This window comes from Micromonospora sp. WMMD730 (genome assembly GCF_049178955.1).
GTDB classification, from domain to species: Bacteria; Actinomycetota; Actinomycetes; order Mycobacteriales; family Micromonosporaceae; genus Micromonospora; species Micromonospora wenchangensis.
The window spans coordinates 1,656,024-1,673,584 of record NZ_JBMHML010000002.1 but is presented as its reverse complement, the minus strand read 5'-3'; the positions used below and the strand labels follow the sequence as shown (position 1 = coordinate 1,673,584).

20 protein-coding genes are annotated in these 17,561 nt (G+C 74.6%); 5 read left to right on the top strand and 15 right to left on the bottom strand.

Features of this window, described 5'->3' with window-relative positions; all coding sequences use genetic code 11:
- Positions 1-129: 129 nt before the first annotated feature.
- Together ACN265_RS07645 and ACN265_RS07640 are read left to right on the top strand one after the other, a co-directional pair.
- Positions 130-1,266, top strand: a complete 1,137-nt coding sequence (locus ACN265_RS07645; protein ID WP_421406525.1) for a terpene synthase family protein — start codon at positions 130-132, stop codon at positions 1,264-1,266.
- Between the two features lie 89 nt (positions 1,267-1,355).
- Positions 1,356-3,182 carry an AMP-dependent synthetase/ligase gene (locus ACN265_RS07640; RefSeq protein ID WP_420117525.1) on the top strand — a complete coding sequence of 609 codons (1,827 nt, stop codon included), beginning with the start codon at positions 1,356-1,358 and terminating at the stop codon, positions 3,180-3,182.
- Between the two features lie 58 nt (positions 3,183-3,240).
- On the opposite strand, the gene ACN265_RS07635 is transcribed toward ACN265_RS07640, so the two are convergent.
- Positions 3,241-4,545 (bottom strand): low temperature requirement protein A, encoded by a 1,305-nt coding sequence (locus tag ACN265_RS07635; protein WP_421406523.1) that lies wholly within the window; start codon positions 4,543-4,545, stop codon positions 3,241-3,243.
- A 133-nt stretch (positions 4,546-4,678) separates the two neighbouring features.
- The gene (locus tag ACN265_RS07630; RefSeq protein ID WP_088643138.1) at positions 4,679-6,139 is read right to left on the bottom strand and encodes a PLP-dependent aminotransferase family protein; all 1,461 of its coding nucleotides are present in this window, start codon (positions 6,137-6,139) and stop codon (positions 4,679-4,681) included.
- 58 nt (positions 6,140-6,197) lie between these two features.
- Between ACN265_RS07630 and ACN265_RS07625 the strand changes: the two genes are divergently transcribed.
- The gene (locus ACN265_RS07625; protein WP_421406521.1) at positions 6,198-6,908 is read left to right on the top strand and encodes a YczE/YyaS/YitT family protein; all 711 of its coding nucleotides are present in this window, start codon (positions 6,198-6,200) and stop codon (positions 6,906-6,908) included.
- 57 nt (positions 6,909-6,965) lie between these two features.
- Positions 6,966-7,424, top strand: a complete 459-nt coding sequence (locus ACN265_RS07620) for a hypothetical protein (protein WP_145920959.1) — start codon at positions 6,966-6,968, stop codon at positions 7,422-7,424.
- 69 nt (positions 7,425-7,493) lie between these two features.
- Here ACN265_RS07620 and hisF read toward each other — a convergent pair whose 3' ends face one another.
- The 12 genes from hisF to hisD all read right to left on the bottom strand — a co-directional run bounded on the left by hisF (position 7,494) and on the right by hisD (position 15,805).
- Entirely contained in the window at positions 7,494-8,261 is a 768-nt protein-coding gene (hisF, locus tag ACN265_RS07615; RefSeq protein WP_204927735.1) for an imidazole glycerol phosphate synthase subunit HisF, read from the bottom strand.
- Between the two features lie 162 nt (positions 8,262-8,423).
- Positions 8,424-9,422 carry an NADP-dependent oxidoreductase gene (locus tag ACN265_RS07610; RefSeq protein WP_420118202.1) on the bottom strand — a complete coding sequence of 333 codons (999 nt, stop codon included), beginning with the start codon at positions 9,420-9,422 and terminating at the stop codon, positions 8,424-8,426.
- A 46-nt stretch (positions 9,423-9,468) separates the two neighbouring features.
- Positions 9,469-9,900, bottom strand: a complete 432-nt coding sequence (locus tag ACN265_RS07605; protein WP_420118203.1) for an organic hydroperoxide resistance protein — start codon at positions 9,898-9,900, stop codon at positions 9,469-9,471.
- Between the two features lie 5 nt (positions 9,901-9,905).
- Positions 9,906-10,352 carry a MarR family winged helix-turn-helix transcriptional regulator gene (locus tag ACN265_RS07600; RefSeq protein WP_204927738.1) on the bottom strand — a complete coding sequence of 149 codons (447 nt, stop codon included), beginning with the start codon at positions 10,350-10,352 and terminating at the stop codon, positions 9,906-9,908.
- A 91-nt stretch (positions 10,353-10,443) separates the two neighbouring features.
- A complete protein-coding gene (locus ACN265_RS07595; protein WP_088643062.1) occupies positions 10,444-10,860 on the bottom strand; it encodes a RidA family protein in 417 nt (138 codons plus the stop codon).
- Positions 10,857-11,585, bottom strand: a complete 729-nt coding sequence (gene priA, locus ACN265_RS07590; RefSeq protein WP_204927740.1) for a bifunctional 1-(5-phosphoribosyl)-5-((5-phosphoribosylamino)methylideneamino)imidazole-4-carboxamide isomerase/phosphoribosylanthranilate isomerase PriA — start codon at positions 11,583-11,585, stop codon at positions 10,857-10,859. Before priA ends, ACN265_RS07595 begins: the two co-directional genes overlap by 4 nt.
- A gap of 16 nt (positions 11,586-11,601) precedes the next feature.
- Entirely contained in the window at positions 11,602-11,925 is a 324-nt protein-coding gene (locus ACN265_RS07585; protein WP_420118201.1) for a hypothetical protein, read from the bottom strand.
- A gap of 30 nt (positions 11,926-11,955) precedes the next feature.
- Positions 11,956-12,603: an imidazole glycerol phosphate synthase subunit HisH gene (gene hisH, locus ACN265_RS07580; protein WP_421406517.1), complete on the bottom strand. Its 648-nt coding sequence runs from the start codon at positions 12,601-12,603 to the stop codon at positions 11,956-11,958.
- The gene (locus ACN265_RS07575; RefSeq protein WP_168222542.1) at positions 12,603-12,773 is read right to left on the bottom strand and encodes a hypothetical protein; all 171 of its coding nucleotides are present in this window, start codon (positions 12,771-12,773) and stop codon (positions 12,603-12,605) included. The genes hisH and ACN265_RS07575 overlap by 1 nt, the downstream gene beginning before the upstream one ends.
- A gap of 31 nt (positions 12,774-12,804) precedes the next feature.
- The gene (gene hisB, locus ACN265_RS07570) at positions 12,805-13,416 is read right to left on the bottom strand and encodes an imidazoleglycerol-phosphate dehydratase HisB (RefSeq protein ID WP_088643058.1); all 612 of its coding nucleotides are present in this window, start codon (positions 13,414-13,416) and stop codon (positions 12,805-12,807) included.
- Complete coding sequence (locus ACN265_RS07565) at positions 13,413-14,486, bottom strand: histidinol-phosphate transaminase (protein WP_204927743.1); 1,074 nt, start codon at positions 14,484-14,486, stop codon at positions 13,413-13,415. The genes hisB and ACN265_RS07565 overlap by 4 nt, the downstream gene beginning before the upstream one ends.
- Positions 14,483-15,805 carry a histidinol dehydrogenase gene (hisD, locus tag ACN265_RS07560; protein WP_204927744.1) on the bottom strand — a complete coding sequence of 441 codons (1,323 nt, stop codon included), beginning with the start codon at positions 15,803-15,805 and terminating at the stop codon, positions 14,483-14,485. The genes ACN265_RS07565 and hisD overlap by 4 nt, the downstream gene beginning before the upstream one ends.
- Before the next feature lie 106 nt (positions 15,806-15,911).
- On the opposite strand from hisD, the gene ACN265_RS07555 reads away from it, so the two are divergent.
- Positions 15,912-16,610, top strand: a complete 699-nt coding sequence (locus tag ACN265_RS07555) for an LON peptidase substrate-binding domain-containing protein (protein WP_421406515.1) — start codon at positions 15,912-15,914, stop codon at positions 16,608-16,610.
- Here ACN265_RS07555 and ACN265_RS07550 read toward each other — a convergent pair.
- Complete coding sequence (locus ACN265_RS07550; protein ID WP_421406514.1) at positions 16,525-17,538, bottom strand: DUF2567 domain-containing protein; 1,014 nt, start codon at positions 17,536-17,538, stop codon at positions 16,525-16,527. The genes ACN265_RS07555 and ACN265_RS07550 overlap by 86 nt on opposite strands.
- Positions 17,539-17,561: the final 23 nt, after the last annotated feature.

Here is a 17,561-nt window from a genome sequence, read left to right as displayed (position 1 = left end):
TGAGGAGCGTCGCTGTTCGCAACAGGGGTGGAATCGGTCACCCCGACCGCCCTGACAACGACTGATGTCGATCTCTTTGCCGTACTCTCCGGCGACGTCGCCCGTGGAGGGCGGCCGACTGGGGACGCCATGCGAAGCTTCGACGTCTCGGCCCTGTACGAGCCACCGTTCGTCAGCCGCCGGCACGTCGCCACCGACCGGGTGGCGGCGGAGAGCCTGGAGTGGGCCCGGGGGCAGGGCCTGGTCGGGGCCGGACCGTCGACCTCCCGGCTGCACCGGGCCGGCGCGGCCGAACTGGCCGGACGGGCCTGCCCGCAGGCCCCGGTCACCCGGCTGCGACTGCTCACCGACCTGTTCTCCTGGCTGTTCGTGATGGACGACGTCTGCGACGACGACGGCCTGGGCAGCGCGCCGGCCACCCTCGCGCCGACGGTCGCCGCACTGCTGGACGTGCTCGACCGGCACGGCGGGCCGACCGACGCCGGCGCGTGGCCCGGCCGGGGCGGATCAGCCGGGGCGTCGACCAGCCAGGGCGGATCGGCCGGGACGTCGACCCGCCAGAGCGGATCGGCCGGGGCGTCGACCGGCCGGGGCGGATCGGTCGGCGACGGTGTTCCCCCGGGCGACCGGGACACGCCGGCCGGGGCACTCGGCGTCGCGCTGGCCGACCTGTGCCGGCGGGTGGTCGACCAGCGCCGCCCCACCCTGCTGCTGCGCCTGGTGAGCCAACTGCGGGAGTACCTGCTGGCACTGCTGTGGGAGGCCACCAACCGGGAGCGCCGCCGGGTCCCCGGGCTGGCCGAGTACCGCCAGATGCGCCGGCACACCGGTGGCGTACGCCCCAGTCTCACCCTCACCGACCTGGCGTACGGCCACCCGCCCGCCCCGGCCCGGCGGGTCGATCCGGCGCTGCTCGCCCTGGACGACCTCGCCGTCGACCTGGTCTGCTGGTGCAACGACCTGTTCTCCTACCGCAAGGAACGGGACGCGGCGGCCGACCCGCACAACCTGGTGACCGTCCTGGCCGTGCAGCACGGGCGGGACGAGGCGGCGGCCTTCCAACTGGCCGCCGGCTGGTTCAACGACGGGCTGGCCGGCTACCTGGTGCGGGAGGCGGCCCTGGTCGCGCATGCCGGGCCGGCGGTGACGCCCTATCTGGCGGCCCGCCGCGCCTGGCTACGCGCCACCTACGACTGGTCGATGCGGGCGGACCGGTACGCCGGGCCGTCCGGCGGGACTCAGCCGCCTCACAGGTTCGAGGGCTAGCCGATGCCCGGGTGCAGGCAATACCCTTCGGTAACCGCAGAGCGACGTGACCCCCGTCACGTCACCCACCCCCGAAGGCGGCAACCTCGATGGCTCTCGATGTCCCTTACCGTTCCATCCCCGATATGTTCCGCAAGCGGGTGGCCGCCACCCCCGACCAGCGCGCCTTCGCCCACCCGGCGGCGGACGACTCGGGGCCGGTCTGGTTGACCTGGGCGCAGGTCGGCCAGCGGGCCGACGCGGTCGCCGCCGGCCTGCACGGGCTCGGGGTCGGGCTGGAGGACCCGGTGGCGATCCTGGCCAACACCCGGCTGGACTGGATCATCGCCGACTTCGGCATCATGTGCGCGGGCGGCGCGACCACCACCGTCTACCCCACCACCGAGCCGCAGGACGCGACGTACATCATCGCCGACTCCGGCTCGCGGGTGCTGTTCGCCGAGAACCCGGCCCAGGCGGCCAAGGTGTCCGGCGCGCAGCTGCCCGCGCTGACCCACGTGGTCCTCTTCGACGGCACCCCCGACCCGACCGCCGCCGTGCCCCAGCTCACCCTGGCCGAGCTGGAGGAGCAGGGCGCGCGGGCGCTCGCCGCGGACCCGGGCCTGGTGGACCGGCTGATCGCCCCGGTCGGCCCCGAGCACCTGGCCACGCTGATCTACACCTCGGGCACCACCGGCCGGCCGAAGGGGGTCGAGCTGCTGCACGGTGGCTGGTGCTGGGAGGGGGTGGTGCAGGCGGAGACGGGCCTGCTGCGCGACGACGACGTGCAGTACCTGTGGTTGCCGCTGTCGCACTCGTTCGGCAAGACGCTGCTCTGCGGCTCGACGCACGTCGGCCTGCCCACCTACGTCGACGGCCGGGTGGACAAGCTCGTCGAGCTGCTCGGGGTGATCCGGCCGACGCTGATGTGCGGGGCGCCCCGGGTCTACGAGAAGGTCTACAACAAGGCGGTCACCACCGCGCAGGACGCCGGGGGCGCCAAGGCGAAGATCTTCGCCTGGGGGGTCGAGGTCGGCAAGCGGAAGGTCGCCCTGGAGCAGGCCGGCCGGCCGGTGCCGGGCATGCTGAAGGCCAAGTACGCGGTGGCCGAGAAGCTGGTGTTCAGCAAGCTTCAGGCCCGCCTCGGCGGCCGGATCCGGGTGCTCGTCTCGGGCGCGGCCCCGCTGAGCGCCGAGATCGCCACCTTCTTCGCCGCGGCCAACCTGCCGATCTCCGAGGGGTACGGCCTGACCGAGACCAGCGCCGGCAACTTCGTCAACCCGCCCGACGGGCTGCGGATCGGCACGGTCGGCCGGGCGATGGGCGACCTGGAGTGCCGGATCGACACCGACGGGGAGATCCTGGTACGCGGCCGGCCGGTCATGCGCGGCTACCACAACCTGCCCGAGGAGACGGCCGCCGCGTTCACCGAGGACGGCTTCTTCCGTACCGGTGACATCGGCAGCCTCGACGACGACGGCTACCTGCGCATCACCGACCGTAAGAAGGACCTGGTCAAGACCTCCGGCGGCAAGTACGTCGCGCCGTCGCACATCGAGGGCATGTTCAAGGCCATCTGCCCGTACACCTCGCAGGCGATCGTCATCGGCCAGGCCCGCAACTACTGCACCATGCTGGTCAGCCTGGACCCGGACGCGATCCGGGGCTGGGCGGCGGGCGGTCCGCTCCAGGGGCGCGACTACGCCGAGATCGTCGCCTCGCCCGAGGCCCGCGCGATGGTCGAGGAGCACGTCGCCCAGCTCAACACCAGGCTCAACCGCTGGGAGACGATCAAGAAGGTGACCGTCCTGCCCCGCGACCTGACCATCGAGGACGGCGAGATGACCCCCTCGCTGAAGATCAAGCGGCGCGGTGTGGAGAGCAACTTCGCCGCCGAGATCGACCGGATGTACGAGGGCAGCCTGGCCGAGATCTGAGCCCCGCCGACCGGCCGGCGGCCGTGTCCCCCCGTCCCGGGACACGGCCGCCGGCCGGTCACAGGTGCTCGTGACGCCACCGGCTCTGTGCCTCCTCGACGGCCTCCTCCTGCGCCAGGGCCAGCCGGCGCACCCGCCGCCGACGGCGGCCCTGGCTGCGGGTCTGCACCGCGGCCAGCACCACACAGACCAGCGCCAGCAGGGCCAACGCGCCCACCTCGGGCACCCAGGCCCCGGCCGGGGCGAGCGCCGCCAGGGCCAGCACCGCCAGCACCGGCGGCCAGCGCAGCACCCGGGTCGCCCGCAGCTCGCAGGCCACGAGGCTGAGCAGGTAGAGGCCCACCCCGCCCCAGAGCACCAGCACCCAGAAGCCGCCCAGCGGCACCCCCCAGGTCGGGGTGTCCGGGTCGGCCACCTCGGCCAGCAGGTCCTTGAGGCCGAGGGCGAAGAAGATCACCCCGGCGATGATCGGCAGGTGCAGGTAGGTGTAGACGTCGCGGGCCAACCGGGCCCTGCCCACCGGATCGCGGCTGCCGTGCAACGCCTGCTCCAGGGCGAGCGCCAGGGTGTCGAAGTAGGCCCACCACAGCACCGACGCGACGGCGATGCCGAACACCGCGGCGATCACCACCGGCCAGGTCAGCGGCAGGCCGGTGACGAACTTCGGGCCGACGCCGAGCGCGATGATCGACTCGCCGAGCGCGATCAGCACCATCAGGGCGTGCCGTTCGGCCCAGTGCCCGGCGGAGAGCACCGCCCAGTAGGTCCCGCCGAGGCGGATCCCGGCCACGTACTCCACCAGCAGGGCCAGCGTCCAGAGGGTGAGTTGCAGGACGGTCGCGGTGCCGTCGGCGGCGACCCGGTGGGGCAGCAGCGCGGAGGCGACCAGCAGCGCCGTGGCGGCCACCGGCAGCAGCGCGAGCCGGGTCCACTGCCGCCACCGGGCCGGGTCGCCCCGGGCCAGCACCCCGAAGACCCCCAGTTGGCAGGCCCGGACGAGGAAGTAGCAGCCGGCGAAGACCAGTGGGCCGTTCAGCCCGCCCGGCTCGTCGACGAACGCCCCCGGCATGCTCAGCGCCAGCAGGAAGGTGGCGGTGACGGTGAGGAAGCCGAGCAGCGGCAGCGGTCCCTGGTCGGCGCGGACCGCGTTGCCCAGGCCCGCGAAACCGGTCCAGCACCACCACAGCAGGCCCAGCACCAGCAGGCAGCGCAGCAGGTTGGCCCCGGTGGGCTCCTGTGAGGTCAGCGCGGTGACGGTGAAGAACGCGAAGACGAAGACCAGGTCGTAGAAGAGCTCCAGCCGGGTGGTCCGGGAGCCGGGCGCACCGGGCCGGATCCCGTGCCACCGTCCCGGGCCACCCACACCGGCAGTCTCCCAGCCGGGGCCGCCCGGTCAGGCCGGTTCGCCCCGACCGGCGACCCGGCCGACCGACGGCGACGGATGGCCCGCCCGGTGCGGTCGAGGCCCGGGTCGGCGGAACGTCGCGGGCGGCCGGTCAGGCGATGACGGCCGGTTCCCGCCAGCGCGGGCGACCCGCGCCCCGGTCGAGGTCGTAGCGGATCGCGGCCAGCCGGCCGACCGCCTCCACCAGGTCGGCGACGGGCAGCGTGAAGGGCAGCCGCAGGAACCGTTCCAGGGTGCCGTCCAGGCCGAACCGGGGACCGGGCGCCAGCCGTACGCCGACCTCCTCGGCCGCGCGGGCCAGCGCGCTGGAGATCGGGCCGTCCAGCTCGACCCAGAGCGTGACGCCGCCCCGGGGGACGTCGAAGCGCCAGTCCGGCAGCCGTTCGGCCAGCACGGCGAGCAGCGCGTCGCGCTGGGTGACCAGTTGCGCCCGGCGGGCCGCGACGATGGCCGGGGCCTGGGCGAGCAGGTGCACCGCCACCAGTTGGTCGAGCACCGGACTGGCCATGTCCACCCCGACCCGCGCGGCGGCGAGCCGCTGCACCTGCGGGGCCGAGGCGCGGACCCAGCCGATCCGCAGGCCACCCCAGTAGGGCTTGCTCATCCCGCCGATGGAGATCACCCGGGAGTGCCTGTCGAACACGGCCATCGGCGGGGGCAGCGGCGTGCCGTCCAGCGGCAGGTCCACGAAGGACTCGTCGACGACCAGGTCGGTGCCGGCGGCGTGGGCGGTGGCGACCAGCCGCTCCCGCAGCTCGGCGGCCATCAGGTGCCCGGTCGGGTTGTGGAACTCGGGGATCAGGTAGGCCAGTTTCGGCCGGGTCTGCCGGACGCTGCCCAGCAGCAGGTCGGCGTCCCACCCGATCCCGTCGACGGCGAGGCCGTGGGTGGTGATCCGGGCCCGCCGGGCGGCCAGCGCGGCGAGCGCGTTCGGGTAGGTGGGCGATTCGACCAGGACGTTCCCGCCGGGCACCAGGGCCAGCCGCAGCACCAGGTCCAACGCGTGCTGGGTGCCGCTGGTCACCATGATCTGCTCGGCGCTGGTGGGCAGCCCCCGCTCGGTGTACGCCCGGGCGACCGCCTCGCGCAGCTCGATGATGCCGGTCGGGTGGTAGCCCGCGCCGGACAGGTACCGGGGCAGGTCCTCCACCGCGGCGCGGGCGGCCGGGACCAGTTCGGGTGGGGCGGCCAACGCGGCCACCCCGAGGTCGATCATGTCGCGGTCGTCCAGCGGGGTCCACAGGCCGGTGCTGGCGACCCGGTGGGTGCCGGGCAGCATGGTCCAGCTCCCCGCACCGCGCCGGCTGGCCAGGTGGCCGGTCTCCCGCAGCTGCCGGTACGCGGCGGTGACCGTGGTACGGCTGATCCGCAGCGCCTCGGCCAACTCCCGTTCGGCCGGCAGGCGTACCCCCAGGGGGAGCCGGCCGTCGGCGAGCAGACCCCGGACGGCGGCGGCGAGCGCGGCGTAGTCGGGGCTGCGACGGCGACCGGGCAGCGCATGCCACTGCCCGAGCAACCGCGCCAATTGGACCCCTCGCACCTGGCTGGTCACGGCCACCCCTTCGGAATTGGCTCTTCAGTGGGCGATATTGGACCCTAGGGTGGCATGCATGGCTCCGATTGGCAATCTCCGGCACCGGCCCGGCCGCCGGCTCACCCAGCTCTACGCCGGGCTGGTCCTCTACGGGGTCAGCATGGCCATGATGATCCGTTCCGGGCTCGGGCTGGACCCGTGGGACGTCTTCCACCAGGGGTTGTCCCGGCAGACCGGCCTGTCGTTCGGCACCGTGACCATCGCGGTCGGCGCGGTGGTGCTGCTGCTCTGGATCCCGCTGCGGCAACGACCCGGGCTCGGCACGGTGAGCAACGTGCTGGTGATCGGATTGGTGGTGGACGCCACGGTGGCCCTGCTGCCGGCCGGGTGGCCGCTGCCCGCCCGGATCGCCCTGCTGATCGGCGGCATCGTCGCCAACGGCGCCGCCACCGGCCTCTACCTCGGTGCCCGGCTCGGCCCCGGCCCCCGCGACGGCCTGATGACCGGGTACGTCGCCCGCCGGCCGGGCCGCTCGGTCCGGTTCGTCCGCACCGTGATCGAGGTCACCGTGCTGGCCCTGGGCTGGCTGCTCGGCGGCACGGTCGGCGTGGGCACCGTCGCGTACGCGCTCGGCATCGGCCCGCTGGCCCAGTTCTTCATCCCCCGCCTCGCGCTTCCCGACCCGCCGGCGGCGGCCCCCACCGCCCCGCGATCCGGTGCCCCGGCACCGGTTCCCACCCCGCCGTGCGGCGCTGCGTCCGCACGTGGGCACGCTGAGCTGCGCTGACAGGACAGGGGGAAAGTAGGTGTTTCCTCAACGGACACCTACGGGCATCATTCGTGCATGGGGGAGAACGCGTGGCGCTGGACGGACGCCTGGATCTTCGTGTCACTGGTGATCGCCAGCGGGGCCGGACGGCACCGGCGGGCGGCGGATTCCCGCCGCCCGGAAGGGGTACGGCTCACCGACGTGCTGTCCACCGCCGACCACCTCAACCAGGCGATACCCGAACGACAGGACGTGGAGACAGCGGTCCGGCGGCTGGTCGGCGCGGGGCTGGTCACCGTCTCCGACGGCTGGTTCCGGATCACCCCGGACGGTGAGCAGCTCTGGCGTACCCGACCCCGGGCCGGGGTGGGGGGCACGGTCGACAGCATGCAGGGGGTGCTCGTCCGGCGGCACGCCCCGGGCAGCGCCGACTGGCAACTGGCCGAGGAGGAGCACGCCGCCGCCGTCCAGGAGTACGTGGTCCGCTCGATCCCGGCCCCCCGCCGCTCGCCCGAGGGGCAGAGCGGGCGCTGAGCCGGCCCGCGCCGCCGCTGAGCCGCCCACCCGGGTCGGCACGGGCGGTGTGGCCCGGGCGGGCGCGGGTCAGCGGACGGGGTGGCCCGCGTCGCGCAGGGCGTCCTTGACCTCGCCGACGGTCAGCTCGCCGAAGTGGAAGACGCTGGCGGCCAGCACCGCGTCGGCGCCCGCGCCGATCGCGGGCGGGAAGTGCGCCACCCGGCCGGCGCCGCCGCTGGCGATCACCGGCACGTCGACCACCGCCCGGACCGCCTCGATCAGGGTCAGGTCGAAGCCGGCCTTGGTGCCGTCGGCATCCATCGAGTTGAGCAGGATCTCCCCCGCGCCCAGCTCGGCCACGCGCGCCGCCCACTCGACCGCGTCGAGCCCGGTGCCCCGGCGGCCACCGTGGGTGGTGACCTCGAAACCGCTGGGGGTGGTGCCGGCGGGCGCCCGTCGGACGTCCAGCGAGAGCACCAGCACCTGCCGGCCGAACCGGTCGGCGATCTCGGCGATCAGCTCGGGGCGGGCGATGGCGGCGGTGTTCACCCCCACCTTGTCGGCCCCGGCGCGCAGCAGGGTGTCCACGTCGGCGACCTGGCGTACCCCACCGCCGACGGTGAGCGGGATGAACACCGACTCGGCGGTGCGGCGTACCACGTCGAGCATGGTGCCCCGGTCGCTGGAGGAGGCGGTGACGTCCAGGAAGGTCAACTCGTCCGCGCCGGCCCGGTCGTACGCGGCCGCCAGCTCCACCGGGTCACCGGCGTCGCGCAGGTCGAGGAAGTTGACCCCCTTGACCACCCGACCGGCGTCCACGTCCAGACACGGGATCACCCGCACCGCCACCGTCATGCCCCGAGCCTATCCAACGCCCCCGCACCCGCCCTGCCCCGCCCGCGCGCCAAACCCGCCACCCCGCCGGTGATCAAGAGGTTTGCGTCAGTTCGATCTCGAAGCGTGACGCGAACCTCTTGATCACCACGGCCAGGGGGCCGGGGGCGGGGGCGGGGGGGGTTAGAGGCGGACGAGCATTTTGCCGAGGTTTTCGCCGCGCAGCAGGCCGAGGAACGCGTCGGGGGCGTTCTCGATGCCGTCGACGATCGTCTCGTCGTAGGAGAGCTTCCCCTCGCGCAGCCAGCCGGCGACCTCGGTGACGAACTGCTCGCGCAGGCCGCCGTGGTCGCCGACCAGGAAACCGCGCAGGGTGAGCCGCTTGCCGATGACCAGCGCCAGGTTGCGCGGCGCGGCCGGCGGCTCGGCCGCGTTGTACTGCGCGATCATTCCGCAGATGGCGGCCCGGCCGTGCAGGTTCATCGCGCCGATCGCCGCCTCCAGGTGCTCGCCGCCCACGTTGTCGAAGTAGACGTCGATCCCGTCCGGGGCGGCGGCCTTCAGCGCGTCGCGGACCGGACCGTCGTGGTAGTCGAAGGCGGCGTCGAAGCCGAGTTCCGTCAACCGGGCCACCTTGGCCGGCGAGCCGGCGCTGCCGACCACCCGGCCAGCCCCCTTGAGCTTGGCGATCTGGCCGACCATGCTGCCCACCGCGCCGGCCGCGCCGGAGACGAACACCGTCTCCCCCGGCCGCATCGCCGCCACGTCGAGCAACCCGGCGTACGCGGTCAGCCCGGTCATCCCGAGCACGCTCAGGTAGGCGGTGACCGGGGCGAGGTCGGGGTCGACCCGGCGGGCGGAGCCGGCGTCGAGCAGCGCGTACTCCCGCCAGCCGAGCCCGTGCAGCACGGTGTCGCCGACGCTGATCCCGTCGCCGCCGCCGGCCACCACCTCGCCGACCGCGCCACCGTCGAGCGGTGCGTCGAGGGCGAACGGCGGCACGTAGGACTTCACGTCGTTCATCCGTCCCCGCATGTACGGGTCGACCGAGATGAACCGGTTGCGGACCACGATCTGCCCCGGCCCCGGGGTGGGCACCCCGGTCTCGACGAGGCGGAAGTTGTCGGCGGTCGGCCAGCCCTGTGGGCGGGAGGCCAGGTGGATCTCACGGTTGCTGGTCATACGGTGTCGTCCTCTCGTACCCGATGGTGGTGGCCCGGTGCGGTGGTCAGGCCGCAGCGGCCTCGCGCACGGTGAGGGTCACCTCGATGTTGCCCCGGGTGGCGTTGGAGTAGGGGCAGACCTGGTGGGCCGCCTCGACGAGCTGCTGGGCGGCCGCGCGCTCGACGGCCGGCAGGTCCACCACCAGGGTGACGGCCAGACCGAAGCCGCCGCTGCCGTTCGCGCCGATACCGACCTCGGCCTCGACGACCGAGCCGGTGACGTCGGCCTTGGCCCGGCGGGCGACCACGCGCAGCGCGGAGTGGAAGCAGGCCGCGTAGCCGGCGGCGAAGAGCTGCTCGGGGTTGGCCGCGCCACCGGCGCCGCCCATCTCCTTCGGCACGGCCAGGTCCAGGTCGAGGGTGGAGTCGGAGGTGCGGACGTGGCCGTCGCGCCCGTCGCCGGTGGCCGTCGCGGAGGCGGTGTAGAGCACCTGCATGGGGATCACTGCTCCTTCTGTCGGTGGATCGTCTCGGTGACCCGGGTGAGGGTGTCGCGCAACGCGACCAGCTCGGTCTCGTCGAGGCCGGTGGAACAGGCCACCCGCAGCGGCACGTCGGTCATCCGCTGGCGCAGGGCCGCGCCCTCGGCGGTCAGCCCCACCTCCACCCGCCGCTCGTCGAGCGCGGAGCGGGTGCGGACCACCAGGCCCGCCGCCGCCAGCCGCTTGAGCAGCGGGGAGAGGGTGCCGGAGTCGAGCCGGAGCGCGGCGCCCAGCTCGGAGACCGTGGGCGGGTCGTCGCCGCGCTCCCAGAGCACCAGCAGCACCAGGTACTGCGGGTAGGTGAGCCCGAACTCGTCGAGGATGGGCCGGTACACGTCGGTGAGCGCCCGGGAGGCCGCATAGAGCGCGAAGCAGACCTGATCGCGCAACACCAGATGGTCACTCACCCGGCAAAGGTAGCCCACAATTCAATTGCGCACAACTTATCTGGGCCGGGAGTGACACCCGTCTCCCGAACCGACCGACCGGCCGGGCCGGTCAGGACGGCGGGAGGTGCGCCTCCAACTCGATCTCGACCAGATGGTCCGGATCGAGCAGGCCGGCCACCACCACCATCGTGGCGGCCGGCCGGACCGCGCCGAAGACCGCCTGGTGCGCCCGGCCCACCTCGTCGACGAAGAGCCGGTCGGTCACGTACATCCGGGTCCGCACCACGTCGGTCGGGCCCGCGCCCACCTCGGCCAGCGCGGACAGACCGATGCGCAACGCCTGGGCGGTCTGCGCCGCCGCGTCACCGACGTGCGTCACCACCCCGTCGACAGTCGACGTGCAGCCCGACGTCCAGGCCGAGCGGCCGGCCCGGACCACCCGGGAGTAGCCGTACCGGGCCTCCCACGGGCCGCCCGAGCCGAGCCGGGTGACGGTCCCGTCGTCCGGGTCCGCCGCGTCGGTCACCCCGCGGCCCGCAGCGTCGCCAACGCCTCGGCCACCGTGAACGCGCCCGCGTACAGCGCCTTACCGGCGATCACACCCTCCACGCCGGCCTCCTCCAGGGTCGCCAGGGCCCGCAGGTCCTCCAGGGTCGACACACCACCCGAGGCGATCACCGGGGCGTCGGTACGGGCACAGACCTCGCGCAGCAGGTCCAGGTTCGGCCCGCGCATCGTGCCGTCCTTGGTGATGTCGGTCACCACGTACCGGGACGCACCGGCGGCGTCCAGCCGGGCCAGCACCTCCCACAGGTCACCGCCGTCGCGGGTCCAGCCCCGCGCCGAGAGGGTACGACCCCGCACGTCCAGACCGATCGCCACCCGGTCGCCGTACTCGGCGCAGATCCGGTCGCACCACTGCGGGTCCTCCAACGCGGCGGTGCCGATGTTCACCCGCGCCGCGCCGGTGCCCAGCGCGGCGCGCAGCGACGCGTCGTCGCGGATGCCACCGGAGAGTTCCACCCGCACGTCCAGCTTGCCGACCACCTCGGCCAGCAGGGCGGCGTTGGAGCCCCGGCCGAAGGCGGCGTCCAGGTCGACCAGGTGGATCCACTCCGCGCCGTCGTTCTGCCAGGCCAACGCCGCGTCGAGCGGGTCGCCGTAGGCGGTCTCGCTGCCGGCGGCGCCCTGCACCAGCCGGACGGCCTGGCCGTCGGCGACGTCCACGGCAGGCAACAGGGTCAGGGTCACGTTTCCTACTCCTCGTTCAGATCCGACGGTCCAGGGCGATCACCACGATCGCCGGCAGGACCAGAAGCAACAGCACGACCAGCACCACCCGCAGCGCGAGATCGTCGACGAACACCCAGATCAGCGCCAGCGCCGCCGCGGTCAACCCGATGATGGCGGCCCGCTCACCCCGGGTGCGGCGGGCCAGCCGGCCCGTCCGGCCCCGCCGCCACTGCGGGGTGGCCCGGCGGACCAGGGCGCGGCGACGCTGCCGACGGGCCAACTTGCGCTGACGTACGACGCGGTCGCGGGCCGCCTCCGCCTCCCGGACGGCCCGCCGACGGGCCCGCTCCTTACTCACCGCGCACCCGGTCCGGTGCGGCCGCGCGTCTCAGTCAACCGTGGCCAGCCAGTTGCGCAGCAGCACGGCACCGGTCTCGGCCGACTTCTCCGGGTGGAACTGGGCCGCCGACAGCGGACCCCACTCCACCGCCGCGACGAAGTCCGCGCCGTGGTGGGCGGTGGTCACCCGGGCGCCCGCCTCGCGCAACGACGCCTGGTCGAGCACCCCGTAGGAGTGCACGAAGTAGAACCGGCTGTCGGCGGGCAGCCCGGCGAAGAGCACCGACCCGTCCGGTGGGGTCACCGTGTTCCAGCCCATGTGCGGCAGCCGGTCGGCGGGCAGCCGGGTCACCCCGCCCGGCAGCAGCCCCAGCCCCTTGGTCACCACACCGTGCTCGTCGCCGTGGGCGAAGAGCACCTGCATGCCGACGCAGATGCCGAGCACCGGGCGGCCCGCGGCGACCCGTTCGGCGATCACCGGGCCGGCACCCGACGCCTCGATCCCGGCCATGCAGGCCGCGTACGCCCCGACACCCGGCACCACCAGGCCGTCGGCCCGGGCGGCGGCGGACAGGTCGGCGGTGACCGTCACGTCCGCCCCGGCGTGGGCCAGGGCCCGCTCGGCCGAACGCAGGTTGCCCGAGCCGTAGTCGAGCACCACGATCCGCTTGCCGGCACCGGCGACGTGCGCGCCCATCAGCCCTCCCCGGGTAGCAGCCAGAGCACCCCGCCGACGGTGGCCAGCACGGCGAGCAGCCCGGTGACCACGATCGCACCGCGCGGCGCGTCCTGCCGGTACAACGACCAGGCCCCACCGACCAGGATGCCGGCGAGGATCAGCAGCAGGGTCGGCAGCACCGGGCCCATCAGCGCCGCCCTCCGACCCCGAGCGGGCCGCTCACAGCGCGCCCTTGGTGCTGGGCACCACACCTGCGGTGCGCGGGTCGAGCGCGGTGGCCTCCCGCAGCGCCCGGGAGACCGCCTTGAACTGGGCCTCCACCACGTGGTGGGCGTCCGGGTGACCACCCGGCCGGGCCGCGCGCAGCACGTCCACGTGCAGGGTGACCCGGGCCGCCTGGCCGAAGGACTCCCAGATGTGCCGGGTCATGCTGGTCGGGTAGACCGGCCCGATGTACGGCGACAGCGCCGGCTCGTCGTGCACCACGTACGGGCGGCCGGACAGGTCGACGGCGGCCCGGACGAGCACCTCGTCCATCGGGACGGTGGCCGAGCCGTACCGCCGGATGCCGGCCTTGTCCCCCAGCGCCTGGTCGAACGCGGCGCCCAGCGCCAGCGCGGTGTCCTCCATCGTGTGGTGGGCGTCGATCTCCAGGTCACCGACGGTGCGCACGGTCAGGTCGAAACCGCCGTGCCGGGCGATCTGGTGGAGCATGTGGTCGTAGAAGCCGACCCCGGTGCTGATCTCGGCCCGGCCGGTGCCGTCGAGGTCGATCTCGACGAGGACCTTGGTCTCCTTGGTGATCCGTTCCACCCGGGCGGTGCGGCTCATGACAGTTTCTCCATCGCGGTGAGGAAGGCGTCGGTCTCGGCGGGGGTGCCGGCGGTGACCCGCAGCCAGCCGGGCAGGCCCACGTCGCGCACCAGCACCCCGGCGTCGAGCAGGGTCCGCCAGGCCGCCGACTGGTCGTCGCCGACGGCGAACAGCACGAAGTTGGCGTCGCTGTCGGCCACCCGGTGCCCCCGGGCCCGCAGGGTGGTCACGATCCGGTCCCGCTGCTCCTTGATCGCGTCGACGGTGCCCAGCAGGACGTCGCGGTGGGCCAGCGCCGCGCGGGCGGCGGCCTGGGTGAGCGACGAGAGGTGGTACGGCAGCCGGACGAGCTGCACCGCCGCCACCACCGCCGGGTCGGCGACCAGGTAACCCAGCCGGCCACCGGCGAACCCGAACGCCTTGCTCATCGTCCGGGTCACCACCAGCCGCGGGTGCCCGGTGAGCAGGGTCAGGGCGCTGACCGTGCCGGGCCGGGCGAACTCGGCGTACGCCTCGTCGAGGACCACCATGCCGGGGGCGACGTCGAGAACGGCGGCGACCACCGCCGGGTCGAGCGCGGTGCCGGTCGGGTTGTTCGGCGAGCAGAGGAAGACCACGTCGGGGCGGTGCGCCCGGACCTCGGCGACCGCCTCGTCGGCGGTCAGCCCGAAGTCCACCCCCCGCTGCGCCGGCACCCACCGGGTGCCGGTGCCCAGGGACAGCAACGGGTGCATCGAGTACGCCGGCACGAAGCCCAACGCGCTGCGCCCCGGCCCGCCGAACGCCTGCAGGAGCTGCTGCTGGATCTCGTTGGAGCCGTTGGCCGCCCAGACCTGGTCGGCGGTGATCCCGTGCCCGAGGTAGCCGGCCAGGTCGGCGCGCAGCGCCACCGCCTCGCGGTCCGGGTAGCGGTTGAGGTCGCGCAGCTCGGCGGCGAGCGCCTTGCCGATCGCCTCCACCACCGGCTCGGGCACGGCGTAGGAGTTCTCGTTGGTGTTCAACCGGACCGCCACGTCGAGCTGCGGTGCCCCGTACGGCGACCGGCCCCGCAGGTCGTCGCGGATCGGCAGGTCGTCCAGGGTGGTCACGACGCCTCCCCGGCGAACCGCACGGCGACCGCCTGCCCGTGCGCCGGCAGGTCCTCCACGGTGGCCAGGGTCACCACGTGCGGCGCGACGTCGCGCAGCGCCTCGCGGGTGTACTCCACCAGGTGCACCCCGCGCAGGAAGGACTGCACGGACAGCCCCGACGAGTGCCGGGCGCAGCCCCCGGTGGGCAGCACGTGGTTGGAGCCGGCGCAGTAGTCGCCGAGGGACACCGGCGCCCACGGCCCGATGAAGATCGCCCCGGCGTTGCGCACCCGCAGCGCCCAGTCGCGGGCGTCCCGGGTCTGGATCTCCAGGTGCTCGGCGGCGTACGCGTCGACCACCCGCAGCCCGTCGGCCAGGTCGTCGACCAGCACGACGCCGCTCTGCTCCCCGCCGAGCGCGGTGCCGACCCGCTCGGCGTGCTTGGTCGCCGGCACCTGCCGGGCCAGCTCCCGGTCGACCGCGTCGGCCAGCTCGACCGACGGGGTGACCAGCACGCTGGCCGCCAACGGGTCGTGCTCGGCCTGGCTGATCAGGTCGGCGGCGACGTGCGCCGGGTCGGCGGTGTCGTCGGCCAGCACGGCGATCTCGGTCGGTCCGGCCTCGGCGTCGATGCCGACCACGCCGCGCAGCAGCCGCTTGGCGGCGGTCACCCAGATGTTGCCCGGCCCGGTGATCATGTCGACCGGCGCGCAGCGCCGGGTGCCCTCGGCGTCGACGGTCGACCCGTACGCCAGCATGGCGACCGCCTGGGCGCCGCCGACGGCGTACACCTCGTCGACGCCGAGCAGCGCGCAGGCGGCGAGGACCCGGGCGTCCGGCAGGCCGCCGTTGTCCTGCTGCGGCGGGCTGGCCACCACCAGCGAGCGGACCCCGGCCGCCTGGGCCGGCACCACGTTCATCACCACGGTCGACGGGTACATCGCCAGCCCGCCGGGGACGTAGAGGCCGACCCGGTCGACCGGCACCCAGCGCTCGGTGACCGTGCCGCCCGGCACGACCTGGGTGGTGTGGTCGGTGCGCCGCTGGTCGTCGTGCACCCGACGGGCGCGGGCGATCGACTCCAGCAGCGCGGCCCGCACGTCGGGGTCGAGCACCCCCTCGGCCGCGGTGATCGCCTCGGTCGGGACCCGCAGCACCGGCGGGCAGACGCCGTCGAACCGTTCGCTGGCCTCCCGGATCGCCGGGTACCCATGGTCCCGGACCGCCTCGACGAGCGGGCGGATCCGCTCGACCGCCACGGAGACGTCGAGCTGGGCACGGGGCAGCAGGCGACGCGGGTCGGAAACCCCGCCGCGCAGGTCGATCCGTTTCAACACGCCCCCGAGTCTAGGCGGCGGCCCGCAGGGCGACCCGCGCCGCCCGCACCGCGGGACGGTGAGCCGGGACACGCCGACCGCGCCGGATCGGGCTACGCTCGGACGCGTGACCGCACGGCTGCCGGTGTTTCCCCTCGCAACGGTGCTCTTCCCGGGTCTGGTGCTGCCGTTGCACATCTTCGAGGAGCGGTACCGCCACCTGGTGCGGGACCTGGTCGGGCGGCCCGAGGGGGTGCCCCGCGAGTTCGGTGTGGTGGCCATCCGCTCCGGCTGGGAGGTCGCCCCGGGCGCGGGCCGGGCCACCCCGGGCGGCGGCGAGGTGACCCTGCACGAGGTAGGCTGCACCGCCGAGCTGCGGCAGGTCACCGAGCTGGACGACGGTGGCTTCGACATCGTCACGGTGGGCCGGCGGCGGTTCCGGGTCGCCGGGGTCGACCGGGAGGCCGCCCCCTACCTGACCGCCGACGTCGAGTGGCTGCCCGAGCCGGCCGGCCCGGACGAGGCCGCCGAGCTGCTGGCGGCCCGGGTGATCGCGGTGTTCCGGCAGTACCTGGGCCTGATCCGGGACGACCCGCAGGAGCTGTCCGAGCAGCTCCCGGAGGACCCGACGGTGCTGTCGCACCTGGTGGCGGCCACCGCCGTGCTGACCCTGACCGACCGGCAACGGCTACTCGCCATCGACGACACCGCCGCCCGGCTCCGCGCCGAGCTGCGGCTACTCAACCGCGAGTCGGCCCTGCTGCGCCAGGTGCGGGCGGTTCCGGTGCCGCTGTCGGAGCTGGCGTCCCCGCCGGCCCCCAACTGACCCCGCCCGCCGGGCCGACCTCGCCCGGCGTACCGGCCGCCCCCGGCGGGCCGCCCCCGTCGGGCGCACCGACCGTGCCCGGCGCGTCCGGCCAGCCGGGGCCGCCGGGCTCCGGCTCCGGGCGCAGCGACGGCCACCGCGACCAGCCGGCCAGCAGGGTGTACGTGACGGCGGCGGCGAACGCGGCCAGCAGCAGGTTGCCGTACGGCACGGGCAGCACGCCGAAGAGCCGGTCGATGCCCCCGGCCCGCAGGTCGGCCGGCTTGCCGAAGGACGTGCCGGCGGGGGCGGTGTCGAGCAGCCGCTGGTAGCCGTCCAGCCCGACCCGGCGGCCCACCTGCCAGGCGACCAGGGCGGCACCGAGCGCGCCGACGGTCAGCGCGACCAGGTTCACCGGACCCCGGCGGCGGCGCAGCAGCGTCCACACCGCGATCGCGGCGAGCACCCCGAACCCGATCCCGAGCAGGCTGAACCAGCCGTCGGCGGCGATCGGCTGTTCCGGCTGGGGTTGGGCGTAGACGGCCCCCTCTGCGGTCTTGAGCACGGGGGTGTCCGGGGCCAGCGCCGCCCAGAGCAGCCCCAGCGGCACCCCCAACGCGGTCAGGCCCAGCACCAGGCCGGCCGCCACCGCCCGGGTGTGCCGGGGCCGCTGCTGCACCGGCTGCACCGGCCAGCCGGACGGCGGCGGCCACGGCAGGTACGACCCACCCGGGTCGTGGCCGGGCGCGGTCGGTTCGGGTCCGGTCGCGGCGTGGCCGGGCGCGGTCGGTTCGGGTCCCGGCGGGGTCGGGGCGTACCCGGGCCCGGCCGGTGGCCCGTCAGCGGGCGGTCCGTCGGCCGTTGTCCCGGTCGGGACGGCGTGCGGGGTGGGCGCGGCACCCGCCGGGGTGTCGGCGGGGCGGTGCGGATCGGGGGTGTCCGGGCTCACCCGATGATCCTCTCAGGCCGGGC

Bases quoted from the DNA above. Each gene is read 5' to 3' on its own strand.
- hisF (WP_204927735.1), bottom strand. From the start codon at position 8,261: ATGACGGTGGCGGTGCGGGTGATCCCGTGTCTGGACGTGGACGCCGGT.
- ACN265_RS07610 (WP_420118202.1), bottom strand. From the start codon at position 9,422: ATGACCAGCAACCGTGAGATCCACCTGGCCTCCCGCCCACAGGGCTGG.
- ACN265_RS07605 (WP_420118203.1), bottom strand. From the start codon at position 9,900: ATGCAGGTGCTCTACACCGCCTCCGCGACGGCCACCGGCGACGGGCGC.
- ACN265_RS07640 (WP_420117525.1), top strand. From the start codon at position 1,356: ATGGCTCTCGATGTCCCTTACCGTTCCATCCCCGATATGTTCCGCAAG.
- hisH (WP_421406517.1), bottom strand. From the start codon at position 12,603: ATGGGCGCGCACGTCGCCGGTGCCGGCAAGCGGATCGTGGTGCTCGAC.
- hisB (WP_088643058.1), bottom strand. From the start codon at position 13,416: ATGAGCCGCACCGCCCGGGTGGAACGGATCACCAAGGAGACCAAGGTC.
- ACN265_RS07625 (WP_421406521.1), top strand. From the start codon at position 6,198: ATGGCTCCGATTGGCAATCTCCGGCACCGGCCCGGCCGCCGGCTCACC.
- ACN265_RS07575 (WP_168222542.1), bottom strand. From the start codon at position 12,773: ATGGGCCCGGTGCTGCCGACCCTGCTGCTGATCCTCGCCGGCATCCTG.
- ACN265_RS07620 (WP_145920959.1), top strand. From the start codon at position 6,966: ATGGGGGAGAACGCGTGGCGCTGGACGGACGCCTGGATCTTCGTGTCA.
- ACN265_RS07645 (WP_421406525.1), top strand. From the start codon at position 130: ATGCGAAGCTTCGACGTCTCGGCCCTGTACGAGCCACCGTTCGTCAGC.